20 protein-coding genes are annotated in these 25,390 nt (G+C 62.2%); 12 read left to right on the top strand and 8 right to left on the bottom strand.

Annotated elements, in window-relative coordinates; translation table 11 throughout:
• Nucleotides 1-149: 149 nt before the first annotated feature.
• The 5 genes from E4633_RS00425 to E4633_RS00445 form a co-directional block, all read right to left on the bottom strand.
• Nucleotides 150-2,843: a 2-oxoglutarate dehydrogenase E1 component gene (locus E4633_RS00425; RefSeq protein WP_135868316.1), complete on the bottom strand. Its 2,694-nt coding sequence runs from the start codon at nt 2,841-2,843 to the stop codon at nt 150-152.
• 52 nt (nt 2,844-2,895) lie between these two features.
• A complete protein-coding gene (locus E4633_RS00430) occupies nt 2,896-3,273 on the bottom strand; it encodes a DUF190 domain-containing protein (protein WP_135869544.1) in 378 nt (125 codons plus the stop codon).
• Between the two features lie 69 nt (nt 3,274-3,342).
• On the bottom strand, nt 3,343-3,717 hold the full coding sequence (crcB, locus tag E4633_RS00435; protein ID WP_135868317.1) for a fluoride efflux transporter CrcB: 375 nt from the start codon (nt 3,715-3,717) through the stop codon (nt 3,343-3,345).
• A 17-nt stretch (nt 3,718-3,734) separates the two neighbouring features.
• Entirely contained in the window at nt 3,735-4,520 is a 786-nt protein-coding gene (locus tag E4633_RS00440; protein ID WP_135868318.1) for a hypothetical protein, read from the bottom strand.
• Between the two features lie 16 nt (nt 4,521-4,536).
• Entirely contained in the window at nt 4,537-7,314 is a 2,778-nt protein-coding gene (locus E4633_RS00445; protein ID WP_135868319.1) for an Rne/Rng family ribonuclease, read from the bottom strand.
• 436 nt (nt 7,315-7,750) lie between these two features.
• On the opposite strand from E4633_RS00445, the gene E4633_RS00450 reads away from it, so the two are divergent.
• The 5 genes from E4633_RS00450 (at nt 7,751) to E4633_RS00470 (ending at nt 12,648) form a co-directional block, all read left to right on the top strand.
• Nucleotides 7,751-8,239: a hypothetical protein gene (locus E4633_RS00450; protein WP_135868320.1), complete on the top strand. Its 489-nt coding sequence runs from the start codon at nt 7,751-7,753 to the stop codon at nt 8,237-8,239.
• A 24-nt stretch (nt 8,240-8,263) separates the two neighbouring features.
• Nucleotides 8,264-8,719 carry a DUF2721 domain-containing protein gene (locus tag E4633_RS00455; RefSeq protein ID WP_135868321.1) on the top strand — a complete coding sequence of 152 codons (456 nt, stop codon included), beginning with the start codon at nt 8,264-8,266 and terminating at the stop codon, nt 8,717-8,719.
• Nucleotides 8,720-8,755: 36 nt separating this feature from the next.
• Entirely contained in the window at nt 8,756-9,529 is a 774-nt protein-coding gene (locus E4633_RS00460) for an amidohydrolase family protein (protein ID WP_135868322.1), read from the top strand.
• A 267-nt stretch (nt 9,530-9,796) separates the two neighbouring features.
• Nucleotides 9,797-11,035: a hypothetical protein gene (locus tag E4633_RS00465; protein WP_135868323.1), complete on the top strand. Its 1,239-nt coding sequence runs from the start codon at nt 9,797-9,799 to the stop codon at nt 11,033-11,035.
• Between the two features lie 80 nt (nt 11,036-11,115).
• Nucleotides 11,116-12,648 (top strand): LysM peptidoglycan-binding domain-containing protein, encoded by a 1,533-nt coding sequence (locus tag E4633_RS00470; protein WP_135868324.1) that lies wholly within the window; start codon nt 11,116-11,118, stop codon nt 12,646-12,648.
• A gap of 22 nt (nt 12,649-12,670) precedes the next feature.
• On the opposite strand, the gene E4633_RS00475 is transcribed toward E4633_RS00470, so the two are convergent.
• The 3 genes from E4633_RS00475 to E4633_RS00485 all read right to left on the bottom strand — a co-directional run bounded on the left by E4633_RS00475 (nt 12,671) and on the right by E4633_RS00485 (nt 16,310).
• Nucleotides 12,671-13,138 (bottom strand): rubrerythrin, encoded by a 468-nt coding sequence (locus E4633_RS00475; RefSeq protein ID WP_135868325.1) that lies wholly within the window; start codon nt 13,136-13,138, stop codon nt 12,671-12,673.
• Between the two features lie 228 nt (nt 13,139-13,366).
• The gene (locus tag E4633_RS00480) at nt 13,367-13,936 is read right to left on the bottom strand and encodes a LysM peptidoglycan-binding domain-containing protein (RefSeq protein WP_135868326.1); all 570 of its coding nucleotides are present in this window, start codon (nt 13,934-13,936) and stop codon (nt 13,367-13,369) included.
• Nucleotide 13,937: 1 nt separating this feature from the next.
• Nucleotides 13,938-16,310: a tetratricopeptide repeat protein gene (locus E4633_RS00485; protein ID WP_407925448.1), complete on the bottom strand. Its 2,373-nt coding sequence runs from the start codon at nt 16,308-16,310 to the stop codon at nt 13,938-13,940.
• A 229-nt stretch (nt 16,311-16,539) separates the two neighbouring features.
• On the opposite strand from E4633_RS00485, the gene E4633_RS00490 reads away from it, so the two are divergent.
• From E4633_RS00490 to E4633_RS00520, 7 genes are all read left to right on the top strand, one after another.
• Nucleotides 16,540-17,481: a DMT family transporter gene (locus E4633_RS00490; protein WP_135868328.1), complete on the top strand. Its 942-nt coding sequence runs from the start codon at nt 16,540-16,542 to the stop codon at nt 17,479-17,481.
• A 51-nt stretch (nt 17,482-17,532) separates the two neighbouring features.
• Entirely contained in the window at nt 17,533-18,033 is a 501-nt protein-coding gene (locus E4633_RS00495; protein WP_135868329.1) for a MaoC family dehydratase, read from the top strand.
• Between the two features lie 68 nt (nt 18,034-18,101).
• Nucleotides 18,102-18,677 carry an HDIG domain-containing metalloprotein gene (locus E4633_RS00500; protein ID WP_135868330.1) on the top strand — a complete coding sequence of 192 codons (576 nt, stop codon included), beginning with the start codon at nt 18,102-18,104 and terminating at the stop codon, nt 18,675-18,677.
• A gap of 154 nt (nt 18,678-18,831) precedes the next feature.
• Nucleotides 18,832-19,167, top strand: a complete 336-nt coding sequence (locus E4633_RS00505; RefSeq protein ID WP_135868331.1) for a YajD family HNH nuclease — start codon at nt 18,832-18,834, stop codon at nt 19,165-19,167.
• Between the two features lie 223 nt (nt 19,168-19,390).
• The gene (locus E4633_RS00510; protein ID WP_135868332.1) at nt 19,391-21,334 is read left to right on the top strand and encodes an ABC-F family ATP-binding cassette domain-containing protein; all 1,944 of its coding nucleotides are present in this window, start codon (nt 19,391-19,393) and stop codon (nt 21,332-21,334) included.
• An 84-nt stretch (nt 21,335-21,418) separates the two neighbouring features.
• On the top strand, nt 21,419-23,737 hold the full coding sequence (gene lon / locus E4633_RS00515; protein ID WP_135868333.1) for an endopeptidase La: 2,319 nt from the start codon (nt 21,419-21,421) through the stop codon (nt 23,735-23,737).
• A 151-nt stretch (nt 23,738-23,888) separates the two neighbouring features.
• Nucleotides 23,889-25,379: a M16 family metallopeptidase gene (locus E4633_RS00520; protein ID WP_135868334.1), complete on the top strand. Its 1,491-nt coding sequence runs from the start codon at nt 23,889-23,891 to the stop codon at nt 25,377-25,379.
• Nucleotides 25,380-25,390: the final 11 nt, after the last annotated feature.

A 25,390-nucleotide genomic window follows, 5' to 3' on the forward strand; every position in this document is an offset into this window, starting at 1 on the left:
GTTCTACGTTCTACGTTCTAGGTTCTACGTTACAGGCTTCCGAGTTCAAAACGGTTGCCCCTGCAGGCGCAAACCACCCGTCCCGATGTCGGCCGAATTAATGTCTTAAGGGGTAACGTAGAACGCAGAACATAGAACGTAGAACGTTTCTAGATTTTCAACGCTTCGTCAACGATGCGCTCCTGCTCGACACGATCCAGCCGGTGCGAGCCGGAGGCGGGGGCGGCCGCGTCGGGGCGCCCTACGTACCTGGGAACGCTTCCCAAAAGCTCGCTCAGCGGCTCGTGGATGAAGCGCCAGGCTCCCATGTTACGCGGCTCTTCCTGAACCCAGGTATAACGGACGCCGGCGGGGAAACGCTGCAACTCGTCGCGCAACTGCTCGATGGGGAGCGGATAGAGCTGCTCGATGCGCAGAAGGGCACTCCCCTGCAACTGCTCTTTCCTGATGCGTCCCAAAAGGTCGTAGTAGATCTTGCCGCTGCAGATGATCACCTGGCACACCGCTTCACCGGCCGCGGGCTCGGCAATCACCTCGCGGAAACCGCCGGAACTCAGTTCCTCGAGCCTGGAGACGCAATCGGGGTGGCGCAGCAGACTCTTCGGGGTGAAGAGGATGAGCGGCTTTCTGAAAGGCTGCAGCATCTGCCGGCGCAGGACGTGGAAAAGCTGGGCCGGTGTGGTGGGATATACCGCCTGGATGTTGCCGGCGGCGGCAAGCTCGAGGAAGCGCTCGATGCGGGCGCTGGAATGCTCCGCCCCCTGCCCTTCATAGCCGTGCGGGAGCATGAGGACGAGGCCGCTGGAGCGCTCCCATTTCGCCTCGCCGCTCACGAGGAACTGGTCGATGATCACCTGGGCACCGTTGACGAAGTCGCCGTACTGGGCCTCCCATATGGTGAGGGCCTCGGGAGCCTCGAGGGAATAGCCATACTCGAAACCTAGCACCGAGAACTCGGCCAGCATGCTGTCGAAGGCGCAGAAGTGGGTCCCCTCCGGGACTACCGCGCAGAGCGGCAGGTAGGTGGCGCCGCTTTCCTGGTCGAAGAGGGTGCTGTGGCGGTGGCTGAAGGTGCCACGCCGCACGTCCTGGCCCGACAGGCGCACGGAGACGCCCGAGGAGACGAGCGAGGCATAGGCAAGGGTCTCGACGTTGCCCCAATCGAGCGGTCCCCCCTTCACCACGGCATCCCTGCGCTTTTGCAGCACCGCGGCTACCTTGGGATGGGGGGTGAAACCGTCGGGGATGCGTGCGAGCCGCTCGGAAAGCTCAAGGAGCGTGGCGGAGGGAACCGAGGTCGGCACGGCAACTTTGGCGACGCCCGGTTTCATCCCGCTCCAGTGGGCGAGGAAGGCCGACTCCACCGGGGCCGCCTGGCGTTCGCCGGCCTGGGTCAGCCGCTGCACCACCTCGGTCTCGATCTCTTTAAGCACATCTTCTTCAAATCCCTCGGCCAAAAGCTCCATCTCGTAAAGCGAGTGCAACTGGGGGCGGAGCTTGATCTGCTGGTACATGAGCGGCTGGGTGAAGTAGGGCTCGTCACCTTCGTTGTGGCCATGCCTTCTGTAGCAGATCACCTCGACCACCACGTCCTTGCGGTAACGGTCGCGATAGGCTACGGCGAGCTCGGTCACGTGCACCACTGCCTCGGCGTCGTCGCCGTAGACGTGAAACACCGGAGCCTGCACCATCTTCGCGACGTCGGTCGCGTAGTGGCTGGAGCGCGCATCTACTGCGCTCGTCGTGAAGCCGATCTGGTTGTTGAGGACGATGTGGAGGGTGCCGCCGGTGCGATAGCCGGCAAGCTGGGAGAGATTCAGCGTCTCGGCCACCACCCCCTGCCCGGAGAAGGCGGCGTCGCCGTGGATCAAAAGCGGGAGCACGCGGGTTTCCCCGTCGCTGCCGATGCGGTCCTGGCGCGCGCGGCATTTCCCCTGCACCACCGGGTCGATCGCCTCGAGGTGGCTCGGGTTGGAGGTGAGGGTCAGGTGGACGGTACCGCCGTCGGCACCCGGGACGTTCACCGAGAACCCCTTGTGGTATTTAACGTCCCCTTCACCGACCACGCCGTACTCGAAGTTGTCGGCGAACTCGGCGAACATGTTCTCGTAGGGCATGCCGAAGATGTTGCAGAGCACGTTCAGGCGGCCGCGGTGCGGCATGCCGAAGACGACGTCGGTGACGCCCATAGAGGCCGCCTTGGTGACGGCGGCGTCCAGCATCGGGATGAGGACGTCTCCCCCCTCAAGGGAAAAGCGTGTCTGGCCGGGGAACCTCTTGTGCAGCTCGCGCTCGAAGAGGGCGGCTTCCTTGAGCTTTTTCAGCAAGAGGAGCCGCTTTTCCCTGGTGAAAACGCCGCGGTTGCCCACCGGTTCCATCCGGTCGATGAGCCACTGCCGCTCGTCCGGGTCCTGAAGGTGCATGAACTCGACGCCGACCGACCCGCAGTAGGTGCTGCGCAGCACCTGCAGGATATCCTTCAGCGTGGCGCTTTTTTTCATGAAGCGCCTAGTGTGGAAGGTCTTGTTAAGGTCGGACGGGTCCAGCCCGAAGGTTGAGAGCGAGAGGAGAGGATGCTCTATCCGGCAGGGTGAAAGGGGATCGGTGCACGCCAGCAGGTGACCGATGTCGCGGTAGCGGTAGATGAGGGACTGTACCGAGGACTGTTTCAGAGCCTCTTCGGATCCCGGCGCCGGGGGTGTGCCAGGCGCCGGGGCGGCGGCCCCCAGGTCAAAGCCGGTGAAGAATGCCCGCCATTCCTCGGAAAGCTGCTCGGGCTCACGTTTCCAAAGTTCGTACTGGTTCTCAATCCACTGGGGGGTCAGGTTGTCTAATATACCCATCGATCTGCTCCTTTTCATGAACACGGAGAGTGTAGCAGATGAGGGTTTCGTTTCAAGCGGAGCGTTTTTTCGCGTACCTCCAAACTTGAACTTTTTCAAGGGTGATCATGCCGCCGTCCATCATCTCCTCCACGGCGGGAAGGATCGCCTCGACGCGCGCCCGCTCGTCGACCACCTCGATCACCATGGGGAGATCGGTGGACAGACGCAGCAGTCGATCGGTGTGGTACATGCTGTGCGCGCCGAAGCCGGCCACGCCGCGCAGCACGGTGGCACCGGCGAATCCCTCTTTGCGGAACAGTTCGACGAGTGCCTCGTAGAGCGGGATGTGCTTGTACTTGTCGCGCTCCCCGATGTAGATCCTCAGGAGAACCTGCTCGCCGAGCATCCCCGTCCTGTCACTTTCCAGGCTCATGTCCCTCACCTTCATAGGCACGCTTCCCTCCATGTGTATTTATAGATGCAAAGGCGCAGGCCGCCGGTGGCGGCAGGCGCGGGGCTACAGCCAGCGGGCCGTTTGTATCCCGAGCCAGGTGCAGGCAAGGCAGGCGATTACGCTGATCAAGATATTGGTAAAGGCAAGGAGCAGCGCTCCCTCCTCGACGAGGCGGAAAGTTTCCAGGCTGAATGTGGAAAAGGTGGTGACCCCCCCCAGAAAGCCGATGGTGATGGCAAAGCGCAGGGTAGGCGGGATGAGCGCGCTCCTGATGGAGAACTCCATGACTAGGCCGATCAGAAACGCCCCGATGATGTTGACCGCAAGGGTGCCGTAGGGGAAGCCGGTACCGCAGATCCGGTACACGAAGCCGGAAAGGAAATACCGGGTCAGACAGCCGGCTGCCCCGAGAAGGGCTATGAGAAAAACCTGCTCCATGAAAAAACCAGCCGTTTTTAAAAGTTCCAGCCGAGCCTCAGGCCGAAGCTGTCGGAAGAGGAGTCGGGCTGGAAGTAGTAGGTGCCCTGCACCCCCTTCAGGTTGGACCGGGCGAAACGCAGGGCGTCAAAAACGAGCGACGCCCGGAAGTTGCCGTAACCGGCACCCAGTTCGGCAAAGCCGCTCATCCTTCCCTTGGGATGAAAGGTGGTCTTGCCGCTGCCGCTGAAGTCGATGGTGTTCCCCACGTAGAAGGGGTACTTGGCACCCGCCTCGGCAGATACCTTCACCCGCCCCAGCGGAGCGTCAGCGCGTGCACCGAACCGTGCGTAACCGACCTGCCACCCCTCGGTGTAGCCGGAGACGCGGGTCCCGTCGGAGGCGGTCGAGTCCTGCAGGTCCCGGAACCATCCCTGGTACCCGACGCCGGCAAATGGCTCCAGACGCGCGGGGCCGGTCTCGAGCCGGTAGCCCAGGTCCAACTCCCCTTTTCCACCGAAGTAGCTTACGCGGGTGTCAACCGGCACCGATTCGGGCGCCTGGGTCTGCCCCTCGTAGGAGACTTCGCCGCCAAACAGTTCGGCCCTGGCCCGGACGGCAATCGAGGAGGAAGTCACCGAGCCAAGGCGCACACCGGCGCAGAAAAGCGGGCCGTGCTCCTTAAGCAGGGTCTTACCACCGTTGCGCTCCTTCCAGGTGAAGTACTGGGGACCGAAGTACGGGGTGAGCTCTTCCAGGCCTGCCGCAGCCGAGGGAGCGGCGCAGCAAAGGAATAAGGCTGCAACCGCGAGGTATTTCATCATCTCATCCCCCGCGCCGTCAGACGGCCGTCTCGTCTTTTTTCTTGCGCGGCGCGCGAGGCTTCTTCGGTTTCTCCTCGGACGCGGCAGCGGGCTCTGCGGCCTCAGCGGCGCTGCGCTTCGCGGGGACCTTGGCCTTTGCGGCGGGCGCCTTTTCGGGGGCAGGCTCTGCGTTGGCTGCCTTGGCAGGCTTCGCAGGCTTTGCTGCCTTGGCCGGCTTCGCTGCCTTGTCGGACTTGTCGGACTGCTCAGACGGGGCGGACGGGACCGCCTTCTTGGTCTTCGCGGCTTTCACCGGCTTGGCGGGCTTTGCCTGCTCGACCACCGCGGCTTCGGCGGCGGTGGCGGCCGGGGCCACGGCGGTGGGCTCGGCAACCTTGGCCTTCCTTGGACGGGCCGGCTTCTTCTTTGCGGCGACCTCGGCCTTGCCGGCTTCGGCGGCGGGTGCTGCCGCCGGCTCCACCGCTTTGTTTTGCGGGGCAGGGGCCGGTGCCGGGCTCTGGGCTGCAGGTGCGGCGGCCTCGACGGCTGCAGCTCCTTCTGCGACAGCAGCCTTCGGCTTACGCGCGGGGCGGGCCTTCTTGGCCGGTTTCTCGGGCACGGCGGCGGGCTCGGCTACCGGGGCAGGTGCACCGGACTCGGCAACCGGGACCGCTACACCGGCTACCACGGCTTCAAGGACGGCCTCGACGGCTCCACCCTTGCCGCGGCTTCTCTTCTTGCGTGCAGGCTTCTTCTCCGCAGACGCTTCGCTCGGGGCAGCGGCCTCGACGACGGGCACCGCTTCGGCGGCCACCGGTGCGGCGGTTTCTGACTCCCCGCCGGCTACCTGCTGCACTTCACCCGCTGCAACGGCGTCATGACCGCCCTTACCGCGCCGTCTCTTGCGGCGGCGCTTCTTCTTGACCTCTTCAGCAGGCTCGCCCGATGCCGGATGCTCGGCCTCGGCCTCCTCGGCCTGCTCGGAAGCGGCACCACCCGCGGCAAGCTCCCCGGCGTCGCCGGGCAACTCGACCTCGGCCTCGGCCGGATGGGCGGCCGCATCGGCGCCTCCCCCCTTGCCCCGCTTGCGCTTTCTGCGCCGCTTCTTCTTGTGTTCCTCCGGCTCGCCATCTACGGTCACCACGAGCTCCGCACCGGACGGCTCCTCGACCACAGCGACCGGCACCGCCTCGGCATGCACCTCGGGCTCGGCCTTCTTCCCCTTTTTCTTCTTCTTGCGCCCATCGGCGGCGACCTCGGCGGGCGCCTCCTCTTTGGCGACGGGACGCGCCTGCTGCACCTTCTCCTGGGGCTGTTCCTCGACCTTCTCCCGCTTGACGAGCTCCAGGTCCATCTGGTTCAAGAGATAAGAGGGTTTCCCCTTGACGGTCACCTCTATGTCGTAGTCGTTCTCGATCCGGGAGAGTTCGTGACGCTTGCGGTTCAGAAGGTAGTAGGCGATCTCGAGGGGCAGGCTTCCCACCACCTCGCCGATGGTCCCCTTGGCGGCCGCCGCGTGCACCTTCCTCAGGAAGGAGAGCGCCATGGCCTCGACCGACTTCACCTTGCCGCGCCCGTCACAGTGCGGGCACTCGAGGGTGCTCGCCTGGTTCAGGGTCTGGCGGATACGCTGCCGGGACATCTCCAGAAGGCCGAACTCGGAGATGCGGGAGACGTTCACGCGCGCCTTGTCCGCCTTGAGCGCGCTCTTGAGGGTCTTCTCGACCTCGGCGTTGTGCTTTCTGTCACGCATGTCGATGAAGTCGATGACGATCAGCCCGCCCAGGTCGCGCAGCCTCAGCTGGCGCGCCGCCTCCTCGGCAGCCTCCATGTTGGTCTTGAACGCGGTGTCCTCGACCCCCTTCTCGCCGGTGGACTTGCCGGAGTTGACGTCGATGGAGACGAGCGCCTCGGTCGGCTCGATGAAGATGGAGCCCCCCGACTTGAGCGGCACCTTCTTCTCGTAGATAAGGTCGATCTGCTCTTCGAGCTGGTAGCGCGAGAAGAGGGGACGCTTTTCCTGGTGCATCTTCACGAGCTTCTCGAAGGTGGGATCGATCTCCTTGAGCGCCTCGCGCACGTCCTGATAGACGTCCTTGCTGTCGACAAGCACCTCGTCCATGTCGGCGGAGAAGTAATCGCGGATGGTCCTTATGATCAGGGCGGACTCCTGGTAGATCATCCCCGCGCCTTTCATGGACATCCCTTTTTCGCGGATCCCCTGGTACAGCGCCACCAGGCTGTCGAAGTCCTTCTGCAGCTCCTCACGGGTGCGCCCCATCGCCTCGGTGCGGATGATGTAGCCGTACCCCTCGGGGATGGTCATATCGGCGATCATCTCCTTGAGCTTCTTGCGCTCCCCCTCGCTCTCCACCTTGCGGGAGATCCCGGCGGAGTCGCTCCCAGGCATCACCACCATGTAGCGGCCCGGCAGTGAAACGTACGTGGTGAGGGCGGCCCCCTTGTTGTCGCGCTCCCCCTTTTCCACCTGGACGATCAGCTCCTGCCCTCTTCTCAGCACCTCCTGGATGCGGGGACGACGGTGGCGCTGGTCCTCGGCGATATCGTCACGCCACTTCCAGTTCTCCGGGTGCAACTCCCCCATCTGCAGAAAGCCGAGCTTATTGAGGCCGATGTCGACGAAGGCGGCCTGCAGCCCCTGCTCGACACGGACCACGACCCCCTTGTAGATGTTGCCGCGCGTCTGCTCGTTGCCGGCGATCTCGACATCGAGATCCACCAGACGTCCATCCTCCACGATTGCCACGCGCGCCTCTTCCGAGTGCAGCGCATTGATCAGCATTTTTTTTGCCATAGATTGCTTGTTCCCTTTCCTTTTGGGGCCGCGGGCTCCCGGCGGTGGTACCGGCCGGTGCCTCTCGCGCCCTGGTTTGTTGTCTCGCCGGCAGTGCCGGCCGATTTCTACTCATATATGCAGCCCCGATGAAGATTCAGGGCGGGCAAGGTTAATGAAAACCGAGTGATTATAGCAGAGTTTCTTTCTCACGCACTATAAAAAAACGGAGTGTCCACGCGGCATTAAGGCATTCAAAGCAGCGTTTGCATCGCCGGGGATGCTCCACATGAGGGACGGCAGGATGAGATCCACATGAATATGGCTGCAAATTCAGCAGCTTACCAGGAGCCCCCATGCAAGCCTGCCCCCGGCGCCCCCTGCCATTAAATTAGCTGTTTATGGCGCCCCGGAAGTATGCTATTGGATTTCGTCAAACCACGCCCGAAGGTGCGCCATGCCCGGTATCAAAATAGACACCACGCCGCTTAACCCGATCTACCTGGAAATGGGGGCGGCGGTCCAGGACTGCCAGAGGATCGAGCTTTATATCTCGTTCATCGTGACGCTCCTCATCGAACTCTCCGACGGAGCGCTCACCGAGGAGGAATTCAGCGGGTCGATGGAGATCCTCGGTTCCCAGACCATGGGACGGCTGATGGAGGAGATCAAGGAGAAGGTCGGCTTCAACGACCAGGCGGTGCACGCGCTGCGTCTGGCACTTAAGGCGAGGAACTTCCTGATCCACCGCTTCTACAACGAGCGTTCCGACCTGCTGTTGACCGGCGAGGGGCGCGAAAAGGCACTGCGTGAGGTTCGTTCCAAAAGGGCGACGCTGAACGCGGCAAACGCGGTGCTCGATTCGGTCATGAAGGACTTGGTGCGCCTGAAAGGGATCGACCTGGAACAGTTCAAGACGGAGCTGGAAGAAAGATTCGAGTCCTGAAGAGGACCCAAGGAGAAAAGCTGCATGCTGCGAGATTCACAGACCATAGGCACCATGGCCCACGTCATACAGCTTTCGGTCGCCCCGGTCTTCCTTTTGACCGCCATAGGGACCATGCTGAGCGTCATGATCAACCGGCTCGGACGCATCATCGACCGCGCCCGCTACCACGAGGGGAGGCTCGAGACCGTCTCCCCCGACGGGCTGCCGAAACTGCACGCCGCGCTCGCCACCCTCAAACGCCGCGCCGACCTGATCGGTCACGCCATCTTCCTGTGTACGGCCACCGCGGTCCTCGTCTGCACCGTGATCGCGCTGCTCTTCATCGGCGATTACCTGCGCTACGACGTCTCGGTCCCGGTCGCGGTGCTCTTCATCGTCGCCATGCTGCTCATGGTGGCTGGACTCATCAACTTCCTGCGCGAGATCTTCATCGCCAAGGAAAGCCTGCAGATCGGCCCGCACACGGTAGTCAAATGATCCGGCGCCCCGAACGGGGCCCGCAGGAGGCACTTTATGGATCTACGCGACCTTGCCTTCCCCGTCTTCGACAGCCATTTCCACATCATCGACCGCCGTTTCCCACTCGTTGAAAACCAGGGTTTTCTCCCTGACGATTTCACCTGCCGCGATTACCTCGAGCGGTGCTCCGGCATGAACCTGGCCGGTGGCGCCATCGTCTCCGGGTCGTTCCAGGCCCTGGACCAGTCCTACCTGGAGGACGCGCTCGCCACCCTGGGGCCGCGCTTCGTGGGGGTGACGCAGCTCCCCGCCTCGGTCAGCGACGAGGAGGTCTTGCGCCTCAACCGGCTCGGGGTGCGCGCCTTACGCTTCAACATAAAGCGGGGCGGCTCCGAAAATGTGGCGCACCTGGAAGCGATGGCCCGGCGGGTTCACGAACTGGCAGGGTGGCACGTGGAGCTCTACGTCGACTCCCGCGAGCTCCCCCCACTCAAGAGCACCCTCCTCCGACTCCCCGCGGTCAGCATTGACCACCTGGGACTTTCCCGCGAGGGTCTGCCGATTCTCCTTGCGCTCGCCGAGCGCGGGGTGCGGGTAAAAGCAACCGGCTTCGGACGCGTCGATTTCGACGTGCCGGCCGCCCTGCGCGACTTCTGCAGCGCCAACCCCGACGCCCTCATGTTCGGCACCGACCTCCCTTCCACGCGCGCCCCGCGCCCCTACCGCGACGACGACCTGCGGCTCGTCGTAGAAACGCTCTCCCCCGAATTATCCCAGAAGGTTCTCTGTCAAAACGCGCTCAACTTCTATCGCCCAATGGCTGTATAGTCAAAGCGTTTACTCAATGAAAGAAATCAAGATTAATTATTTTAAAATAATTTGACTTTATTCCATTTTATATTAAAAACATAGGTCACTTCTGCGAACAGGTATAGGCTTTTCTCAGGATTTTTACTTACAATAGTCCCTGAGACTATTCTTACGAAAGCAGGTAAGATGGCAGAGATCTTTTTCATAGCCAGTGACGAACGAGCACTCGATCTTGTGGAGAGCTTGCGCATTCAGTCGCCTAGAAGTCTTACTTTCGAGACTGACTTGGCTAGCGCAGTGAAGAGACTTCACAAAGAGAATCCGCGTTTCGTGTTCATCCAGTCCAGCCTGGATGGTATTCCGTGCGACGAGATAGCCACACAGGCCAGGATGCTCGTGGACAACGCGACCCTGCAGCTCATCCTGCTGGGGGATGACGACGCGCCCCCCGGCTTCCCGCCGCCAGGCTTCGCCGCTTCACTCAACCTCGCCCTACCTACCGCGCAATTGACGTCCGACGTGCTGCAGCTCCTTTCCGAGGATATTGCCCAGACCACCGCAGCGCCGTCAGCATTGATCCTCGATGATCTCCCGGACTTTGAAATCCCCAGCTTTGACAGCATCGTAGAGCCGCACCCGGCACCACAGTGGCCGTCCGAACCTCCCGAGCCGCTGGTTTTCGACGCCGAAGCGTTGCAGGCGCCGCCGGCAGAAAAGGCCCCGGAGATCACGGGTTCCGACGAGATCGTCTTCTTCGTCGCCGCCCAGCCCCCGCAACAGGAGCCCACGGAAGAGCCGGCCGAACCCGCGGTGCAGGCCGCAGTACAGGCTGCCGCACCCCAGCGCAAGGAAAAGGGGCATGGCACCCAGCCGAAGTCCTTGTACCCGAGTCCGAACCAGATCTACCGCAAGCCCCCGGAGCTGTGCGGCGTACCGGAGGAAGGGGACGAACCGGCGGTTGCCGAAGGACCGGAACCCCCACGCCTGACACGCCCGCTTTACGTCGGCATCGCCCTGCTCTTCGCAGGCCTGCTCTTCTGGCGTCTTTTTGCACACCAGCCCGAGCCTCAGTCGTCACAGAAACCTGCAACAGTTCCGGCCGCTCCGCCCGGCAAGACTGTCGCTCAACCTGTACAAACACCGGCAGCATCCGGTGAGCAGCAGGCGTTGCCCCTGTTCATCCCGAGGGTCCCCGCCGACGCGGCCTATGCCGCGGCCCATCCCGGTTGGGAGCGCTACGAGAATGAGAAGGTTGAGTTCCGGGTCTTCCGCGAAGGGGGGCGGATCATCGCGATCCAGGCCCTTCCCACGGGTGACGCCGGGATCGGCGAACGCCAGGTGCCGGCCTGGTTCCGGGAAGCGGTGGGTGCCGAGATGCCCGCAAAGGGGAAGATCAAAGAGGCTGACGGCGTCAAGGTCGAAACAAGGCGCGTCCCCGGCGGCGCCGAGATCGCCATCTACCGCAGTCCGCAAAGCCGCATCCTGGGTGTGGTGCTTCAGCTCGCCGCCCCGCGGCCAAAATAGACGCCAATCCAGGGTGACGCTCCCGCAGCAGCAGTCAGCCTTCGTGTAGCGCAGCAGCCAATCTTTTTCAGGGAGTTTGCATGCCGGTTCAACTCGAAACGAAGCACCTGGGCCTAGCCCTTATGTTACTAGCCGCCTTCCCGCTGACCTCTTACAGCATCGAAAAGAAGTTCGAGTTGGAACCTGCCACCTTGGCACGGAAATACCCCATGCCCGCCCCGGCCGCCAAGGCCAAGCAGCCCGCGCCGCAGAAGGCAACGGGAACGCAGACCTACAAGGTCAAGCGCGGCGACTTCATCTACAAGGTGCTGGCCCGGGAGTACGGGCTCACCGGCGAGCGCGCCGTGGCGGTCGCACGCAGGGTGAAAAGCGCCAACCACCTCTCCGACATCAAGAGGCTCAAGGTCGGCTCTACCCTCGTAATCCCTATTGATCCCCCCGCACACGGTACGGCCAAGGTCAGGTCGCACCGCGCCGCAAAGGTCGCAGCGGCGAAAGCACCGCGCGGCGGCGCGAACACGATGATGGTCCTGCAGGCCCCGTCAGGGCAACAGGCACCGTCGCGTGCTTCACTGGTCGGTACAGACGCGGTCCAGCAAGCCTCCCACGTCTGGCCGCAGTTGATTCCCAATGCACCTTCGGTGAAGGCACAGCTCGACTACCTCTCCGGCGCCTTCTCCCTCTCGCTTGATCCTGAGAAGTACCCATTACTGGCGACCCAGGACGGCGGTGCCATCCTCGTCGACGCCGACGGAACACTCCCGCCGCTCGTCAAAAACCTGCTGCAGGAGAAGAACCCGCATCTCTCCATCGTCTCCGAGCGTGCCGACAACCCGCGCGCCTTCTACCGCGCCCTTTTGGGAGCGGCGCGCTTCTACTCTTTCGAGGAGGACTTCCTGGTCGACTTCGGCTCCGAGTGCAAGGTGACGGTGCAGGCTGACTTCAAGATCGAGAAGAGCCAGGACAGCCTGCTGCACCAGGACATCACCCTTTTAAAAATCCCCGGGAAACGCCCCGCAACGCCGCAGGCGCTGGTCCGCCTCCTCGCGGCCAACGGCTTCAAGCTGGTGGAGACGCCCTCCAGCGCCCCGATCATCACGGGGAGGCCCGACGACAACGTGCTGTACCAGATCCCGGAGAAGGACCCGAGAACCATAGCCGATGCGCTGCTTGGCGCCCTCGGCATCAGGTACCAGGCCGACAAGAACATCGACCTCTACGCCGGCGACAACAACGGCGTCCGCCTGGAGATCCCGGCGTACCGCTACTTCGAGAAGAACGGCAACCGCTACGTGCTTGCGCGTTTCCAGGGGGACCCGATGGGTGACTCGCTGACGAACCTCCTGGAGGCGAAGGGATACCGGGTGATCCAGATGCAGGACCAGGACGACCTGGAAAGCCTCTCGGACAAGCTTTTGAACCGGCTTGACATCTCCGGCCGCTACGGCGAACAGGACCTGTGGTCGGTATGGGAGCAGGGGTACGGGGTGAGGATGCCGGGCGTCATGATCAACGACCCGCGTGGGGGAAGGATTTTCATCACGGATCGCAAGGTCGATCCGCTGGTGCAGGAACTGGCCAAACTGAACGGCTACCGGCAGGAGGTCCGGTAACCGCTCAGGAAGTCCTTGAAGTCTATTTGCCGAACTGCTGGTAGGCGTTTTGAAGCAGTTCCATCTGGTCCCGGTTCATGATGGCCAGGAACCACTTCTGGTAGGACTCGGTAAACTGGACCACCCTCTCCATCGAGATGGCGTCGAGCATCTGTTCGAGTTCCATCGCCAATTCGAGAGCCTCCCGCACCGCAGGGGGCTCTTCTTTTACCTTCTTCTCCAACTCGCGCACCTTCTTAAGGATTTTCTCGGCCTGTGCCAGATCGAGCAGCGCCGCCTCGACCACATCGTCCAGCCTTAGTTTCCCGACAAGGGCGAAAAGCCTGGCGCGGTTTTCCCGCTCGAGGGCGCTTTTAAGCCAGATGTAGAAGATCTCGCGCTCCTCCTTGAACAGGTTCGCAAAATAGTGGTAGATATCGGCGCACGCGAACTCCGTTTTCTCACAGACGGTCAAGACCTGGGCCACCGCGATATCCATTTTGTACGCCATTTTTCCCTCCGTCAGCAGGCTTCTCTGGGGACTGGCTCCGCCGGTGCCCGTCCCACTATTTAACTTTTGAAACTTCTCTAATTCGAAAAACCAAATAACTACATATTCTTACACCACAATTTACCCTTATCCGTCCAAAGCCGCAACTGTGACGGCAGGCTTCTCCCCTAAAACTGGTGCGATCCGGCGACTGTTTCTTTGGCTGTGGCGGGTGGAAAAGGCGGCTGGTTACTCCCCGGACAAGTGCAGGTAGCAGTCCGCGCGGTAGAGGGAGGCGTCCGCGGCGAACGAGGAACGGGGGAAGGTGCGTAAAAACTTGGTGAATCCGTTCAGCGCATCGCGGTAGTCGTGCGCCAGGTAGGCGCGCTCGGCGCGCTGGAAGAGCTCGCGCTCGCCGGACTTGACCTGTCCCTCGGATGCGGGCGCAGACGCCTGCTTCTTCGCGACGGCGGAGGCCGGACGCCGGGAGGCGCGGCTCTTGACGCTCTTTCCGGGACGCACCGGAACCAGCAGCTTGTCGCCTGGATGGATCAGGTCAGGGTTTCTTATGCTGTTGAAGACCAGCATCTGCGGGAAGTAGTCGGCCACCCCGATGTGCTTTCTCGACAGCTTGGAGAGCGTGTCCCCCCGCTTGACGGTGACGGTGCGTACGAGAACCCCGTCCCTTGGCGAGGCAGGCGCCACACCCGAGGTCTCCGGCTTCGGGGTGTACAGAAGCATCTCGTCGGCATGGCCTACGGTGATGCCGGCGCCGAGCAGGATGAGACTGCCGATGGTGACGAGGGTCTGTTTTGCCATCTCAGTACCTGTTGCCGAGGAGATCCTGGTAATTGAGCGAGTTCTTCATCTGCACGCTGGTGCCGACGGCCACGCCCGGCTTCACGCGATAGGTTACCTTGATGCTGCGTCTCTCGCCAGCGCCGAGTTCGTCGAGGCGCCAGAGGTAGACGCCGTTGTCGTACCTGCTGAAGGCGGGCTCGGCTGCCACCAGTTCGAGCTGGGCAGGCAGGGCGCTCTGCAGGATCACCTGTTTTGCCAGACTTGATCCGCGGTTCACGCAGTTCAGGTCAAGCGAGGAGACTTCGCCGGGCTTCAGCTTGCCACCCCTTGCCGCCAAGGTGAGTTCCACGATGGGGCGGGAGTAGGTGAGCTGGAGATTGACCGCAGCGGCGCGGTCCGCAGCCTCGGGTTCGAAGCGCACCGATGCGGCGGCAACGGCACCGTCGAGGGCGCTCGCGGGCGTTTCCATTTCCATGATGACGTACGCCTCTTCCTTCGGGGAGAGAGGGCCTACGTGGTTGATGATCGGCTCGCTGTTCTGGCGTTTGCCGTCGCGGTTCACGTCGTCGTAGAAGGTGTATGTCGCGTTCGCCGGTACGCTGGCCTTGATGGCGAACACCTCGCGCACGTTGCCGGTGTTGGTGACGACGAGCGGCACGGAAACTGTCTGGCCGGGGATCGCGACGAGTTTACCCGCACCGGTGCGCGCCGTAACGCCGCTCACCCGCTGCACGAAGCTCGTGGCGGAGACGAAGGATTCCTTCTTGCCCAGCGAGCCGTTGGCGATGTCGGCCCTGACGATGAGTTCCTGGTCGGCGAGCGCTTCGTCCTTCAAGCGGAAGGTGAGGTTGTGGTCCTGGCTCTCTCCGGACTTAAGCCGCATACCATCGAGCACGATGGCGCCGTTCTCCTTCTTGAAGCCGGCAGGCGTACCGGAAGGCTCGTACTGGGGCGGATAGCTGACCCTGAGGGTGACGTCCCGGGCCGCCGCGCTGCCGATGTTGAGCAGGGAAACGCGGTAGGAGACCTTCTCGCCGGGGAGAAGCTTCGTCCTGTCGCTCTTCACCACTGCCCTCAAAAGCGGCGCCGAGGTGCGCAGCGCGATCTCTTTGGTCTGGGAAGCCTCCCTGGCGAAAGCGGAGACCACCTTAACGGGATAGCTGCTCTTCTGGCCGTCTATGTTGCCGCGCGGAATGGTCCCGACGGCCACCCCCCTGAACTTCTCCCCCACCTCGAGGGTCGGGGTGCTCTTGATGGCGACGTCCGGAGTGTCGGCCGCGGCGAAATGGAAGTCGTACTCAGGCGGGAAGCCCGAGTCGAGCAGGAAGCTGTCGCTGCCGTTGCCGGAGTTGACGATGTCCATCGGGATCACGAAACGTTTCCCCGCCTCCTGGGTCTCACCGGCGGCCCCGAGCCTGACGTCGAGATCGGCGTACTGGGCCACCTCGATGTTGAAGACCTGGGTCACTTCCCCCTGCGGCGCGGCCGCCCCACCCTTCTTCACGGTCGGGTATTCGATCCCCATCTGCAGGAGCTTAGCCGAGGCGTTGGCGGCGGCGGGAGTGCCGGGGTAGCGGTCGATCACGTCCTTGTAACCGGCGATCGCCTTTTTCCGCAGCGCGGAGGATTTCCCCTTTTCCTTGCCGTGCTTGGCGACGCTGACCTTTTTCTCTTTCACGTCCCGGGGGGCGGCAGCTTTCTCGGCGGCAGCTTTCTCGGCGGCAGCCTTCTCAACTGCAGCCTTCTCGGCGGCGGCTTTCTGCGCGGCAGCGGCCCTTTCCGCAGCGGCATCGATGGCAGCCTTGTCGGCGGCAGCTTTCTCAGCGGCTACCTTTTCGGCAGAAGCCTTGACTGCGGCGGCCCTTTCTGCGGCTGCACGCTCGGCAGCGGCCTTTTCCGCGACTGCCACGCCAGGAGCCGGCTGTGCTGCGGTTTTCGGCGTGGCGGGAATGGCCTCACCCTTCTCGTAGCGCTCGGCGAGCTGGATGAGTTCGTCCTCGACCGTCGCCTTGAGCGGGCTCTCCGGGTAGTCCCGGAGGAACTGCGCCATGTATTTACCCGCCTCCTGGTTGTTGCCGACCTTGTAGTTGGCCCGCGCCAGCCAGAAAACGGCCATGTCTTTCAAAGGAGTGTCCGGGTACTTTTTGAGGAGGGTGGACATGCTCTCAACCGCGGCAGGGTAATCTTTTTTCTGGTAGGAATTGAACCCGGAAATAAAGATCTGCGAATCTTCGGAATCGAGAGAGAAAGCAGGCGCGGGAACTAGAAGCGCAACAAGGAGCAAGACTGTCAGGATTTTCAAGAATGAGGCACGGAAAATCTTATAAAGATGCACGTGATGAACCTTTCCGGGCTTAAGGTATAAGGCGTTGAACCTGTCGGAAAGTATCACTATAGACAACTATTGTCAACGCAGAATGGGGTTATATGGATGAGTCGCGAGCCCTGTGTTTGCGCGCCTTTCCGTCATGTCTTGCCCCCTCACAAGCCCGCGGTCAAACGAGTGCCTAAATGTGATGTTCCCGGTGAGGAAAGCATCGTTTTCGCTTTACCTCAAATGACTTTTCAGTTACAGAGATTTAGCCGTCGCGACAGGCACATCCATCACGCAGAAGGTAGCAATGACTCGTCTGATTCTCCTCGGCACATGCTCCGCCCTTTTCTTCAGCAGCACCTTCGTCCTCAACCGCGCCATGAGTCTGCAGGGGGGGCACTGGATCTGGACCGCGAGCCTGCGCTACTTCTACATGTTCTTCATGCTGGGGCTGTGGCTCGCCCTCACCGGCAAGTCGCGCCTCCTGAAGGACGTCTTCACGGCCTTTCGCAGCAACTGGTGTTTCTGGACCGTGGCGGGAAGCACCGGCTTCGGCGTCTTCTACGCTCTGCTCACCTTCAGTGCCTCCTTCGCGCCCGGCTGGGTCGTAGCGACCACGTGGCAGTCGACCATCCTCGCCACGCCGCTCGTGCTCCTTCTCTTCGGCAAACGCGTGCCGATGCGCGGCGTCTTCTACACCGTCCTCATCTTCATCGGCATCGTCCTGGTCACCCTGGAACAAGCCGCGGCGGCCTCACTGCGGGAAACCGTGCTGGGCATACTCCCCGTTCTCGTTGCGGCTTTCGCGTACCCCCTCGGCAACCAGTTGATCTGGGAGGCGCGTCACGGCAAGATCGTCAGGATTCCCGAGGCAAGCACCGCGGTGCTCGACGACAGCGCGGCACGCGTACTCATCATGGTGTTAGGCTCGCTCCCGCTTTGGGCCGTGCTGATCCTCTTCGTGCACCCTCCCCCCCCGTCGGCGGGGCAGCTCGTCAACACCGCGATGGTGGCGGTCTTCTCGGGAGTGCTTGCCACCACGCTCTTTTACAAGGCGCGCCACCTAGCGAAGACGCCGTTCGAGCTCTCGGCCGTGGACGCCACCCAGTCCATGGAGGTGGTCTTCTCCCTGCTAGGAGAGATCGCGTTCCTTGGGGGCGCCTGGCCCGGTGCGGCGGGAGGTGTCGGCATCGTGCTCTCGCTGCTAGGCCTCGTACTCTACGTGAGGTCGCAGACCCTCGCAGAGTGAGTTATTAATATGCGGCCCAGCGCCGCCCCACCCAAAAAACCGGAGGTCGACATGGCAATCAAGGAAGGCTGGCGCGGCAGGTTCTTCGAGGATTTCGAGGTAGGCGACGTCTACCCCCACCCGCTGGGACGCACCATCACGAAGACCGACAACATCTGGTTCACCCTCCTCACCCAGAACACGGCGCCGGTCCACTTCGACGCGCACTACTCCGCCCAGACCGAGTTCGGAAAGCCACTGGTCGACTCGACCCTCACCCTCGCCATCGTCACAGGGCAGAGCGTCACCGACATCTCGCAGAACGTCTTCGCGAACCTTGGGTGGGACGAGGTCACCCTCCCGAACCCGCTTTTCGAGGGGGACACCCTCTACTCGCAGTCCGAGGTGCTCGCGAAACGCGAATCGAAGTCACGCCCGAACCTCGGCATCGTGACAGTGAAGACCACCGGCTTCACCCAAAACGGCGACATCGTCATCAACTTCAAGAGAACCCTGATGGTGTACAAAAAGGGGCACGAGCCGAAGATCGCCCGTCTGGAGCCGAAGGGTTAGCCAATTGACATCGTTAGCGTTTTTGGCTACGATCCCTGCCTGACAAAAACAAGAGGGAGGCACTTTTTATGAGCAGCGCACCGACCAGGGAAGCAACCTGGAAACTGATCGAGGAATACCTGCCGAGCGACCAGATGAGAAGACACTCCCTCGCTGTGGAAGCGGTGATGCGCCACATGGCGCGCAAGTACGGTGAAGACGAGGAGATGTGGGGCATCATCGGCCTTGCCCACGACATCGACTACGAGCGCCACCCGGAAGAGCACTGCCACAAGGCGCCTGAGATCCTGCGTAGCGCCGGCTGGCCCGAGGATTACATCCGCGCCGTGGTATCGCACGGCTGGGGGATCTGCAGCGATGTGGAACCGGTCACGAGGCTGGAAAAGACCCTGTTCACCATCGACGAACTGACCGGGCTCGTCTCTGCGAGCACGCTCGTGCGCCCCTCGAAGAGCATCCTCGACCTGCCGGTTAAGAGCGTCACCAAGAAGTGGAAGGACAAGGCGTTTGCCGCCGGTGCGGACCGTTCCGTCATCGAGAAGGGCGCCGCCATGATGGGAGTCGAGCTGAATGAACTGATCGCGGACACCATCGAGGGGATGAAGCCTGCGGCCGAGGCGATCGGTCTCAAGGGGAACCTATAAGCATAAGCAGCATGGACCGCAGCCCTAAAGTCCCCTCTCCCGGAGGGGGAGGGACAGGGAGGGGGCGCGCAGCGTCCAGTTTAGACTTCCCCCCTCCCGACCTCCCCCCTCCGGGGGAAGGAGTGGTTCACCAACAGGCAAAGGAGGCCAATCCATGTCCCCATCGTTTCGCCCGCGTGGCCCGAAGAACGTCCCTCCGAAGAGCGCCGAGGAGATCGACGAACTGGTGCGCAAGCTGAGAGGTGAGCAGCAGCGCCCGGAAAACTACCGGGAGAAATCGCTGAAACTGCACGGCTGGATCTGCGCCAAGTGCGGCCGCGAATTCGAGCTCTCCAACCTGCACCTGCTCACCGTGCACCACAAGGACGGCAACCACAACTACAACCCACCCGACGGTAGCAACTGGGAAAACCTCTGCGTCTACTGCCACGACGACGAGCACAGCCGTACCATCCTCGCCGACTACCTCGCGGAGAAGGACAAGAAATAAAAACAAGGCGTTTAACAGGGATGAAGGGGATAAAAGGGATAACTGCAAAGGCAAAAACAAGAACCTTTATTTGGTTTAAAAGCCTTTATTCGCTTTATCCCCTTTATCCCCTTCATCCCTGTTAGTTTGCCTTTTGCTTTTGACAAACTCCCGCCGCTTTACCTACAATGTCCCGTTGTTCCGGGCTCCCCGGCCTCAATAGTCCCCCAGGAAGGAAACCTCCATGCTGCACCTGAAGAAACTCTCCAAGGATTTCGCGGGAAAACCGCTTTTCGTAGACATCAGCTGGCATCTGAAAAAAGGCGAGCGTGTCGGCCTCGTCGGCGAGAACGGCGCCGGCAAGTCGACCCTCATGCGCATCATCGCGGGCGAGGTGGAAAGCACTAGCGGCGACATCCAGATCACCCGCGGCGGCACGGTAGGCTACCTCCCGCAGGACGGCATCGTCGCGAAAGGCCAGCCGCTCTTCGCGGAGGTGATGACGGCGCTCTCCGAACTGCAGGAGATCGAGCGTGAAATCGCACAACTGACCGCGCGCCTGGAGCACGAGCCGCACGACGCGCCGGGACACGACCAGCTCCTGGACCGTTTCGGCCACCTCCAGGAGGAGTTCCGCCTGAAGGGCGGCTACGCCATGGAGAGCGAGGTGGGGAACGTCCTCACCGGTTTAGGTTTCTCCCCCGCCGACTGGGAAAAGGAGTGCGGTGAGTTCTCCGGCGGCTGGCAGATGCGCATCGCACTCGCGAAGCTCCTCCTCAAGAAGCCGAACGTCCTCCTTTTGGACGAGCCGACCAACCACCTCGACATCGAGGCGCGTAACTGGCTCGAGGGTTACCTGCAAAACTACCCCTACTCCGTGATGCTGGTCTCGCACGACCGCTTCTTCCTGGACCAGGTCTGTTCGAGGATCGCCGAGGTCTGGAACCACGCCATCACCGATTACCACTGCAACTACAGTAATTATCTCGTGCAGCGCGAGGAGCGGGTCTCCGCCCTCCGGGAGGCCAAGAAGCGCCAGGACGAGGAGGTGGAGAAGATGGAAGACTTCATCTCCCGCTTCCGCTACAAGGCGGACAAGGCCGCCATGGTGCAGTCGCGCATCAAGCAGCTCGAGAAGATCGAGCGCATCGTCCTCCCCCCCGAGCGCAGGAAGATCCACTTCCGCTTCCCGACCCCTCCAAAGAGCGGCAAGACCGTCGTCGAGCTGACCGGGGTCACCAAGGCCTACGGCAGCAACGTGGTGCTCGAAAACGTTGATCTCACCGTGGAAAGCGGTGAGCGGGTCGCGCTGGTCGGCCACAACGGCGCCGGTAAATCGACCCTGATGCGGGTGCTCGCAAACGCCGACGTCACCTCCGGGACGGTGAAGGACGGCCACAACGTCATCAAGGACTACTTCGCCCAGGACCAGGCGCAGGAGCTGGACGCCACGCGCAGCGTCTACGACGAGATCCTCGCCGAGTCCCCCTACGACATGGTGCCGCAACTGCGCGACATCCTCGGGGCCTTCCTCTTCTCCGGCGACGACATCCATAAGAAAGTAGGGGTGCTCTCCGGCGGCGAAAGAAACCGTCTCGCCCTCGCAAAGCTTCTTTTGCGCCCCGCCAACCTGCTCCTCATGGACGAGCCGACGAACCACCTGGACCTCTTCAGCAAGGACGTACTCCTGGAGGCCCTCAAACACTTCGGCGGCACCGTCGTCTTCGTCTCCCACGACCGCCACTTCATCGACGGTCTCGCCACCCGCGTCGTCGAGGTCGGTGGCGGCAAACTCGAGAACTTCTACGGCGACTACGAGTACTACCTGGAAAAGACCGCCGGCACCGCCGTTGCGGCTCCCGGCCAGGACGGCCTAGGGCGCCTCACCCCGGTCAAGGGGGAGGAAAATACCGCGGACGCCGAGGAGTCCTCCGATCCGCGCCTGTCGCGCCAGCAACAGCGCGAACTGGACAAGCAGCGCCAGAAGGAGGAGCGGGCACGGGAGCGGAAACTCTCGGAAATCGAGGACAAGATCGGCGTGAAGGAAGGTGAGCTCGCAAAACTCGAGGAGGAGATGGCGCAGCCCGATTTCTTCAACGACCACGAGGCCGCCCGTATCGCCGGGGAGCGGCACGCTTCGCTCTCCTCCGAAATCGCCGCCCTGTACGAGGCATGGGAGGCGATCTAAACGGCGGTTCCAGTTGACAGGGGGAGCTTCTCCAGTACTCTTTTACAGTTCGCGCCCCCCAACCAAGTATCTGGAAATACTGCCATGACAGAAAACATCACCATAAACATGCCGGAGATCGTCCCGCTGTATCCGTTGCGGGAGATCATTGCCTTCCCTTACATGGTCTTCACCATCTTCCTGAAGCAGGAAGATATGCCCCCCTTTGAGGAGGCGGTGCTCTTCAACAACCTCGTGGCACTGGTGAAGCTGAGACAGGAGCCGGAAGGTGAACTACTTCCAGCCCTGCACGAGATCGGCACCCTTTGTAAGGTGGTGCAGCTCAATAAGCTAGCCGGAGGCGGCGCCAAGGTGGTCCTCGAAGGGGTGATCCGGGTCAGGCTGCTCGCCATCGTGCAGCAGACCCCGGTGGCGCTCTCCCGACTGGAGCCGGTGCGCGAGTTCGCCGAGAAGTCGATGGTCTCCGAAGCGCTGGTGGGAAGCCTGAACGCGCTTTTGAAGATCGCCCTCTCTTACGGCCGCCCCCTCCCCGACGACGTCATGAAGATGATCGACTTCATCGACAACCCCGCGCGCCTCTCCGACCTCGTCGCGCTCTACCTGAACCTCCCCATCGATGAACTGCAGAAGCTTCTTGAGACCCTCGATCCCTTGGAGCGTCTCAAGAAGGTCTACATGCACCTGACGACTGAGGTGCAGCGGCTGCAGATCAAGGGAGAGGTCCAGGCCGAGGTCACCAAGAAGGTCGGCAAGAGCCAGAAGGAATTCCTACTGCGCGAGCAGATGAAGCAGATCCAGGAGGAGCTCGGCGAGGAAGATTCCCGCATGGGCGAGACCAACGAGCTAAGAAGCAAGATCGAAAGCGCGAAGATGCCAGACGACGTCCGCAAGATCGCGGAAAAGGAGATGAGGCGGCTCGAGCGCATCAACCCCGCCTCCCCCGAGTACACCGTCTCGCGCACCTACCTCGACTACCTGACCACGATCCCGTGGCAGACGAGCACCCCGGACAACAAGGACATCAACCAGGCCGAGGTAATCCTCAACGAGGACCACTACGACCTCAAGAAGGTGAAGGAAAGGATCCTCGAGTACCTGGCGGTCCGGACGCTTAAGGACAAGATGAAGGGCCCGATCCTCTGCTTCGTCGGCCCCCCGGGGGTCGGCAAGACGAGCCTCGGCAAGTCGATCGCCCGGACGCTCGGCCGCAAGTTCATCAGGATCTCCCTGGGGGGGATGCGCGACGAGGCGGAGATCCGCGGCCACCGCAGCACCTACATCGGCGCCCTGCCCGGCCGGATCATCCAGGAGATCAACCGCGCCGGCTCCAACAACCCGGTCTTCATGCTGGACGAGGTGGACAAGATCGGCGCCGACTTCCGCGGTGACCCGGCGAGCGCACTTTTGGAGGTGCTCGATCCGGAGCAGAACTTCTCCTTCACCGACCATTACCTCGACGTGCCGTTCGACCTGACCAACGTGATGTTCATCACAACGGCGAACCAGCTCGACCCGATCCCGGCGCCCCTGAAGGACCGCATGGAGGTGATCACCCTCTCCGGCTACACCGACGAGGAGAAGCTGAACATCGCCAAGAAGTACCTGATCGCGCGGGAAGTGGAGGAAAACGGCCTCAGCAGCATGGTCCCGAAGTTCACCGACGAGGCGGTCTACCGCATCACCCACGACTACACCCGCGAGGCAGGGGTCAGGAACCTGCAAAGGAGCATCGCCTCGGTCTGCCGCAAGATCGCGAAAGAGGTGGCACAGGAGAAACCGCTGCGCACCCTGGTCGACCCGGAAACGGTGGCGGAGCTTCTGGGGCCGCCCAGGTTCTTCGACGAGGTTGCCTCCGAGAAGGACCGGATCGGCGTCGCCACCGGGCTTGCCTGGACTGAAAGCGGCGGCGACATCATCTTCGTCGAGGCGACCAAGATGAAGGGTAAGGAGGACCTGATCCTCACCGGGTCACTGGGCGAGGTGATGAAGGAATCGGCCCGCGCCGCACTCTCCTTCGTCAAGGCGAACTGCTCCGAGCTCGGCATCGAAAAGAAGGCCTTCGACGACACGACGCTGCACATCCACGTGCCGGCGGGGAGCATACCGAAGGACGGCCCCTCCGCCGGGATCACCATGGCCACCACCATCGTCTCCCTCTTCTCGGGGCGGCCCGCGAAGAGGGACGTCGCCATGACCGGCGAGATGAGCCTGACCGGCCGCGTACTCGCCATCGGCGGCCTGAAGGAAAAGGTGCTCGCGGCCCGTCGCGCCGGAGTGAAGAAGGTGCTGGCACCCGCGAAGAACAAGAAAGATCTCGAGGATATCCCGGAAAACGTCAGGGAGGAGCTCGAATTCATCTTCGTCGACGACATCCGCGAGGTCTTGTCCCAGGCCCTCAAGTAGCCCTGCAAGCAACGCCTCCATCACGATCCACTCAATCCCGCAGGAGCGCATCTCCTGCGGGATTTTCCTGTCTTTTAACCCCTTGCGCTTCAAAAGGACAAATGTTATCTTTTTTCACACTTCACATTAAAACCACCGAACCGAGGTAGTCATGAAGATAGTTTCCAGATGGGTTGTTGCCCTCGTCATCCTCGTCAACGCGTCCGTTTGCTTTGGGCAGGGGCTTGCCGAGCGGGTGCAGGAGCACACCCTCAAAAACGGCATGAAGCTCCTGATGGTGGAGCGCCACAACTCACCCACCGTGGCAGCTTGGATCCGCTTCAAGGTTGGGAGCGTGGACGAGAGAAGCGACGAGCGCGGGCTTGCCCACCTCCTGGAGCACATGCTCTTCAAGGGAACCAAGACGCTCGGGACCAGAGATTATAAGGCGGAGAAGCCGCTTCTGGACAAGATCGAAGCGACCGCGCAAGAGCTGCTGGCGGAAAAGAACAAGCGCGACGAAGCCGATCCGAAGGTGATCGAGAAACTGACCGCGGAGCTTAAGCGCCTTGAGAAGGAGGCGGAGCAGTACGTCGTGAAGGAGGAGTTCGCCGACATCTATTCCCGAAACGGCGGCGCCGGCTACAACGCCTTCACCAGCAAGGACGGCACCACCTACCTCATCAACATCCCGGCCAACAAGCTTGAGCTGTGGGCCGCCATCGAATCGGACCGGATGCAGAACGCGGTGCTGAGGGAGTTCTACACCGAGCGCTCCGTCGTGATGGAGGAGCGGCGCCGCTCCTACGACGCGGAGCCGGAGGGGAAACTATGGGAGACCTTCCTCGCCGACGCCTTCAACGCGCACCCGAACGGGCAGCCGACCATCGGCTGGATGTCCGACATCGAGAACCTCACCCGTACCAAGGCGGAGAACTTCCTGCACAAGTACTACGCCCCCAATAACGCCATCGTCGCCATCGTAGGGGACATCGATCCGAAGCAGACCGTCGCCCTCGTCGAGCGCTATTTTGGCGGCATCAAGCCTGGGACCCCGGTCCCGCCCGTCGCGGTCCAGGAGCCGGAGCAGTCGGGTGAGAAGCGCACCGAGGTGATCGGCGACGCCGAGCCCGAGGTGATGATCGGCTTCCACAAGCCGACCCTGCCGGCGCCCGACGACTACGTCTTCGACGTCATCGACATGCTGCTCACCAGCGGCCGCACCTCGCGCCTTTACAAGAAACTCGTCCTCGAGAAGCAGCTCGTCACCTCCGTCTCCTCGTTCGGAGCACCCGGGAGCCGCTATCCCAACCTCTTCATAATCAGCGCGACGCCGCGCGCGCCACACACGGTGGCCGAAGTGGAGGCGGCGATCTATCAGGAACTCGATCGCCTGAAGACCGAGCCGATGACGCACGAGGAGCTGCAGCAGATCCTGAACCAGCTCGAGTTCGAGGAGTCGCGCCAGATGGCCTCCAACGGCGGCCTCGCGCGCAACCTCACCGAGTACGAGGCGATCGCCGGGACCTGGCGCTACCTCATCGAGCATCGTCAGAAGGTGGCTAAGATCACGCCCGAGGACGTCATGCGCGTTGCCAAACAGTACTTCACGCGCCAGAACCGCAACGTCGGTTTCATCACCAAGGCGGACGCCGCGCAGTAAGACACCCCCCT

This window comes from Geomonas terrae (assembly GCF_004791675.1).
Taxonomy (GTDB): Bacteria; Desulfobacterota; Desulfuromonadia; order Geobacterales; family Geobacteraceae; genus Geomonas; species Geomonas edaphica.

Excerpts from the sequence above, each read along its gene's own strand:
- E4633_RS00425 (WP_135868316.1), bottom strand. The coding sequence starts at position 2,843 with ATGGGTATATTAGACAACCTGACCCCCCAGTGGATTGAGAACCAGTAC.
- E4633_RS00430 (WP_135869544.1), bottom strand. The coding sequence starts at position 3,273 with ATGAAGGTGAGGGACATGAGCCTGGAAAGTGACAGGACGGGGATGCTC.
- crcB (WP_135868317.1), bottom strand. The coding sequence starts at position 3,717 with ATGGAGCAGGTTTTTCTCATAGCCCTTCTCGGGGCAGCCGGCTGTCTG.
- E4633_RS00440 (WP_135868318.1), bottom strand. The coding sequence starts at position 4,520 with ATGATGAAATACCTCGCGGTTGCAGCCTTATTCCTTTGCTGCGCCGCT.
- E4633_RS00445 (WP_135868319.1), bottom strand. The coding sequence starts at position 7,314 with ATGGCAAAAAAAATGCTGATCAATGCGCTGCACTCGGAAGAGGCGCGC.
- E4633_RS00450 (WP_135868320.1), top strand. The coding sequence starts at position 7,751 with ATGCCCGGTATCAAAATAGACACCACGCCGCTTAACCCGATCTACCTG.
- E4633_RS00455 (WP_135868321.1), top strand. The coding sequence starts at position 8,264 with ATGCTGCGAGATTCACAGACCATAGGCACCATGGCCCACGTCATACAG.
- E4633_RS00460 (WP_135868322.1), top strand. The coding sequence starts at position 8,756 with ATGGATCTACGCGACCTTGCCTTCCCCGTCTTCGACAGCCATTTCCAC.
- E4633_RS00470 (WP_135868324.1), top strand. The coding sequence starts at position 11,116 with ATGCCGGTTCAACTCGAAACGAAGCACCTGGGCCTAGCCCTTATGTTA.
- E4633_RS00475 (WP_135868325.1), bottom strand. The coding sequence starts at position 13,138 with ATGGCGTACAAAATGGATATCGCGGTGGCCCAGGTCTTGACCGTCTGT.
- E4633_RS00480 (WP_135868326.1), bottom strand. The coding sequence starts at position 13,936 with ATGGCAAAACAGACCCTCGTCACCATCGGCAGTCTCATCCTGCTCGGC.
- E4633_RS00490 (WP_135868328.1), top strand. The coding sequence starts at position 16,540 with ATGACTCGTCTGATTCTCCTCGGCACATGCTCCGCCCTTTTCTTCAGC.
- E4633_RS00495 (WP_135868329.1), top strand. The coding sequence starts at position 17,533 with ATGGCAATCAAGGAAGGCTGGCGCGGCAGGTTCTTCGAGGATTTCGAG.
- E4633_RS00500 (WP_135868330.1), top strand. The coding sequence starts at position 18,102 with ATGAGCAGCGCACCGACCAGGGAAGCAACCTGGAAACTGATCGAGGAA.
- E4633_RS00505 (WP_135868331.1), top strand. The coding sequence starts at position 18,832 with ATGTCCCCATCGTTTCGCCCGCGTGGCCCGAAGAACGTCCCTCCGAAG.
- E4633_RS00510 (WP_135868332.1), top strand. The coding sequence starts at position 19,391 with ATGCTGCACCTGAAGAAACTCTCCAAGGATTTCGCGGGAAAACCGCTT.
- lon (WP_135868333.1), top strand. The coding sequence starts at position 21,419 with ATGACAGAAAACATCACCATAAACATGCCGGAGATCGTCCCGCTGTAT.
- E4633_RS00520 (WP_135868334.1), top strand. The coding sequence starts at position 23,889 with ATGAAGATAGTTTCCAGATGGGTTGTTGCCCTCGTCATCCTCGTCAAC.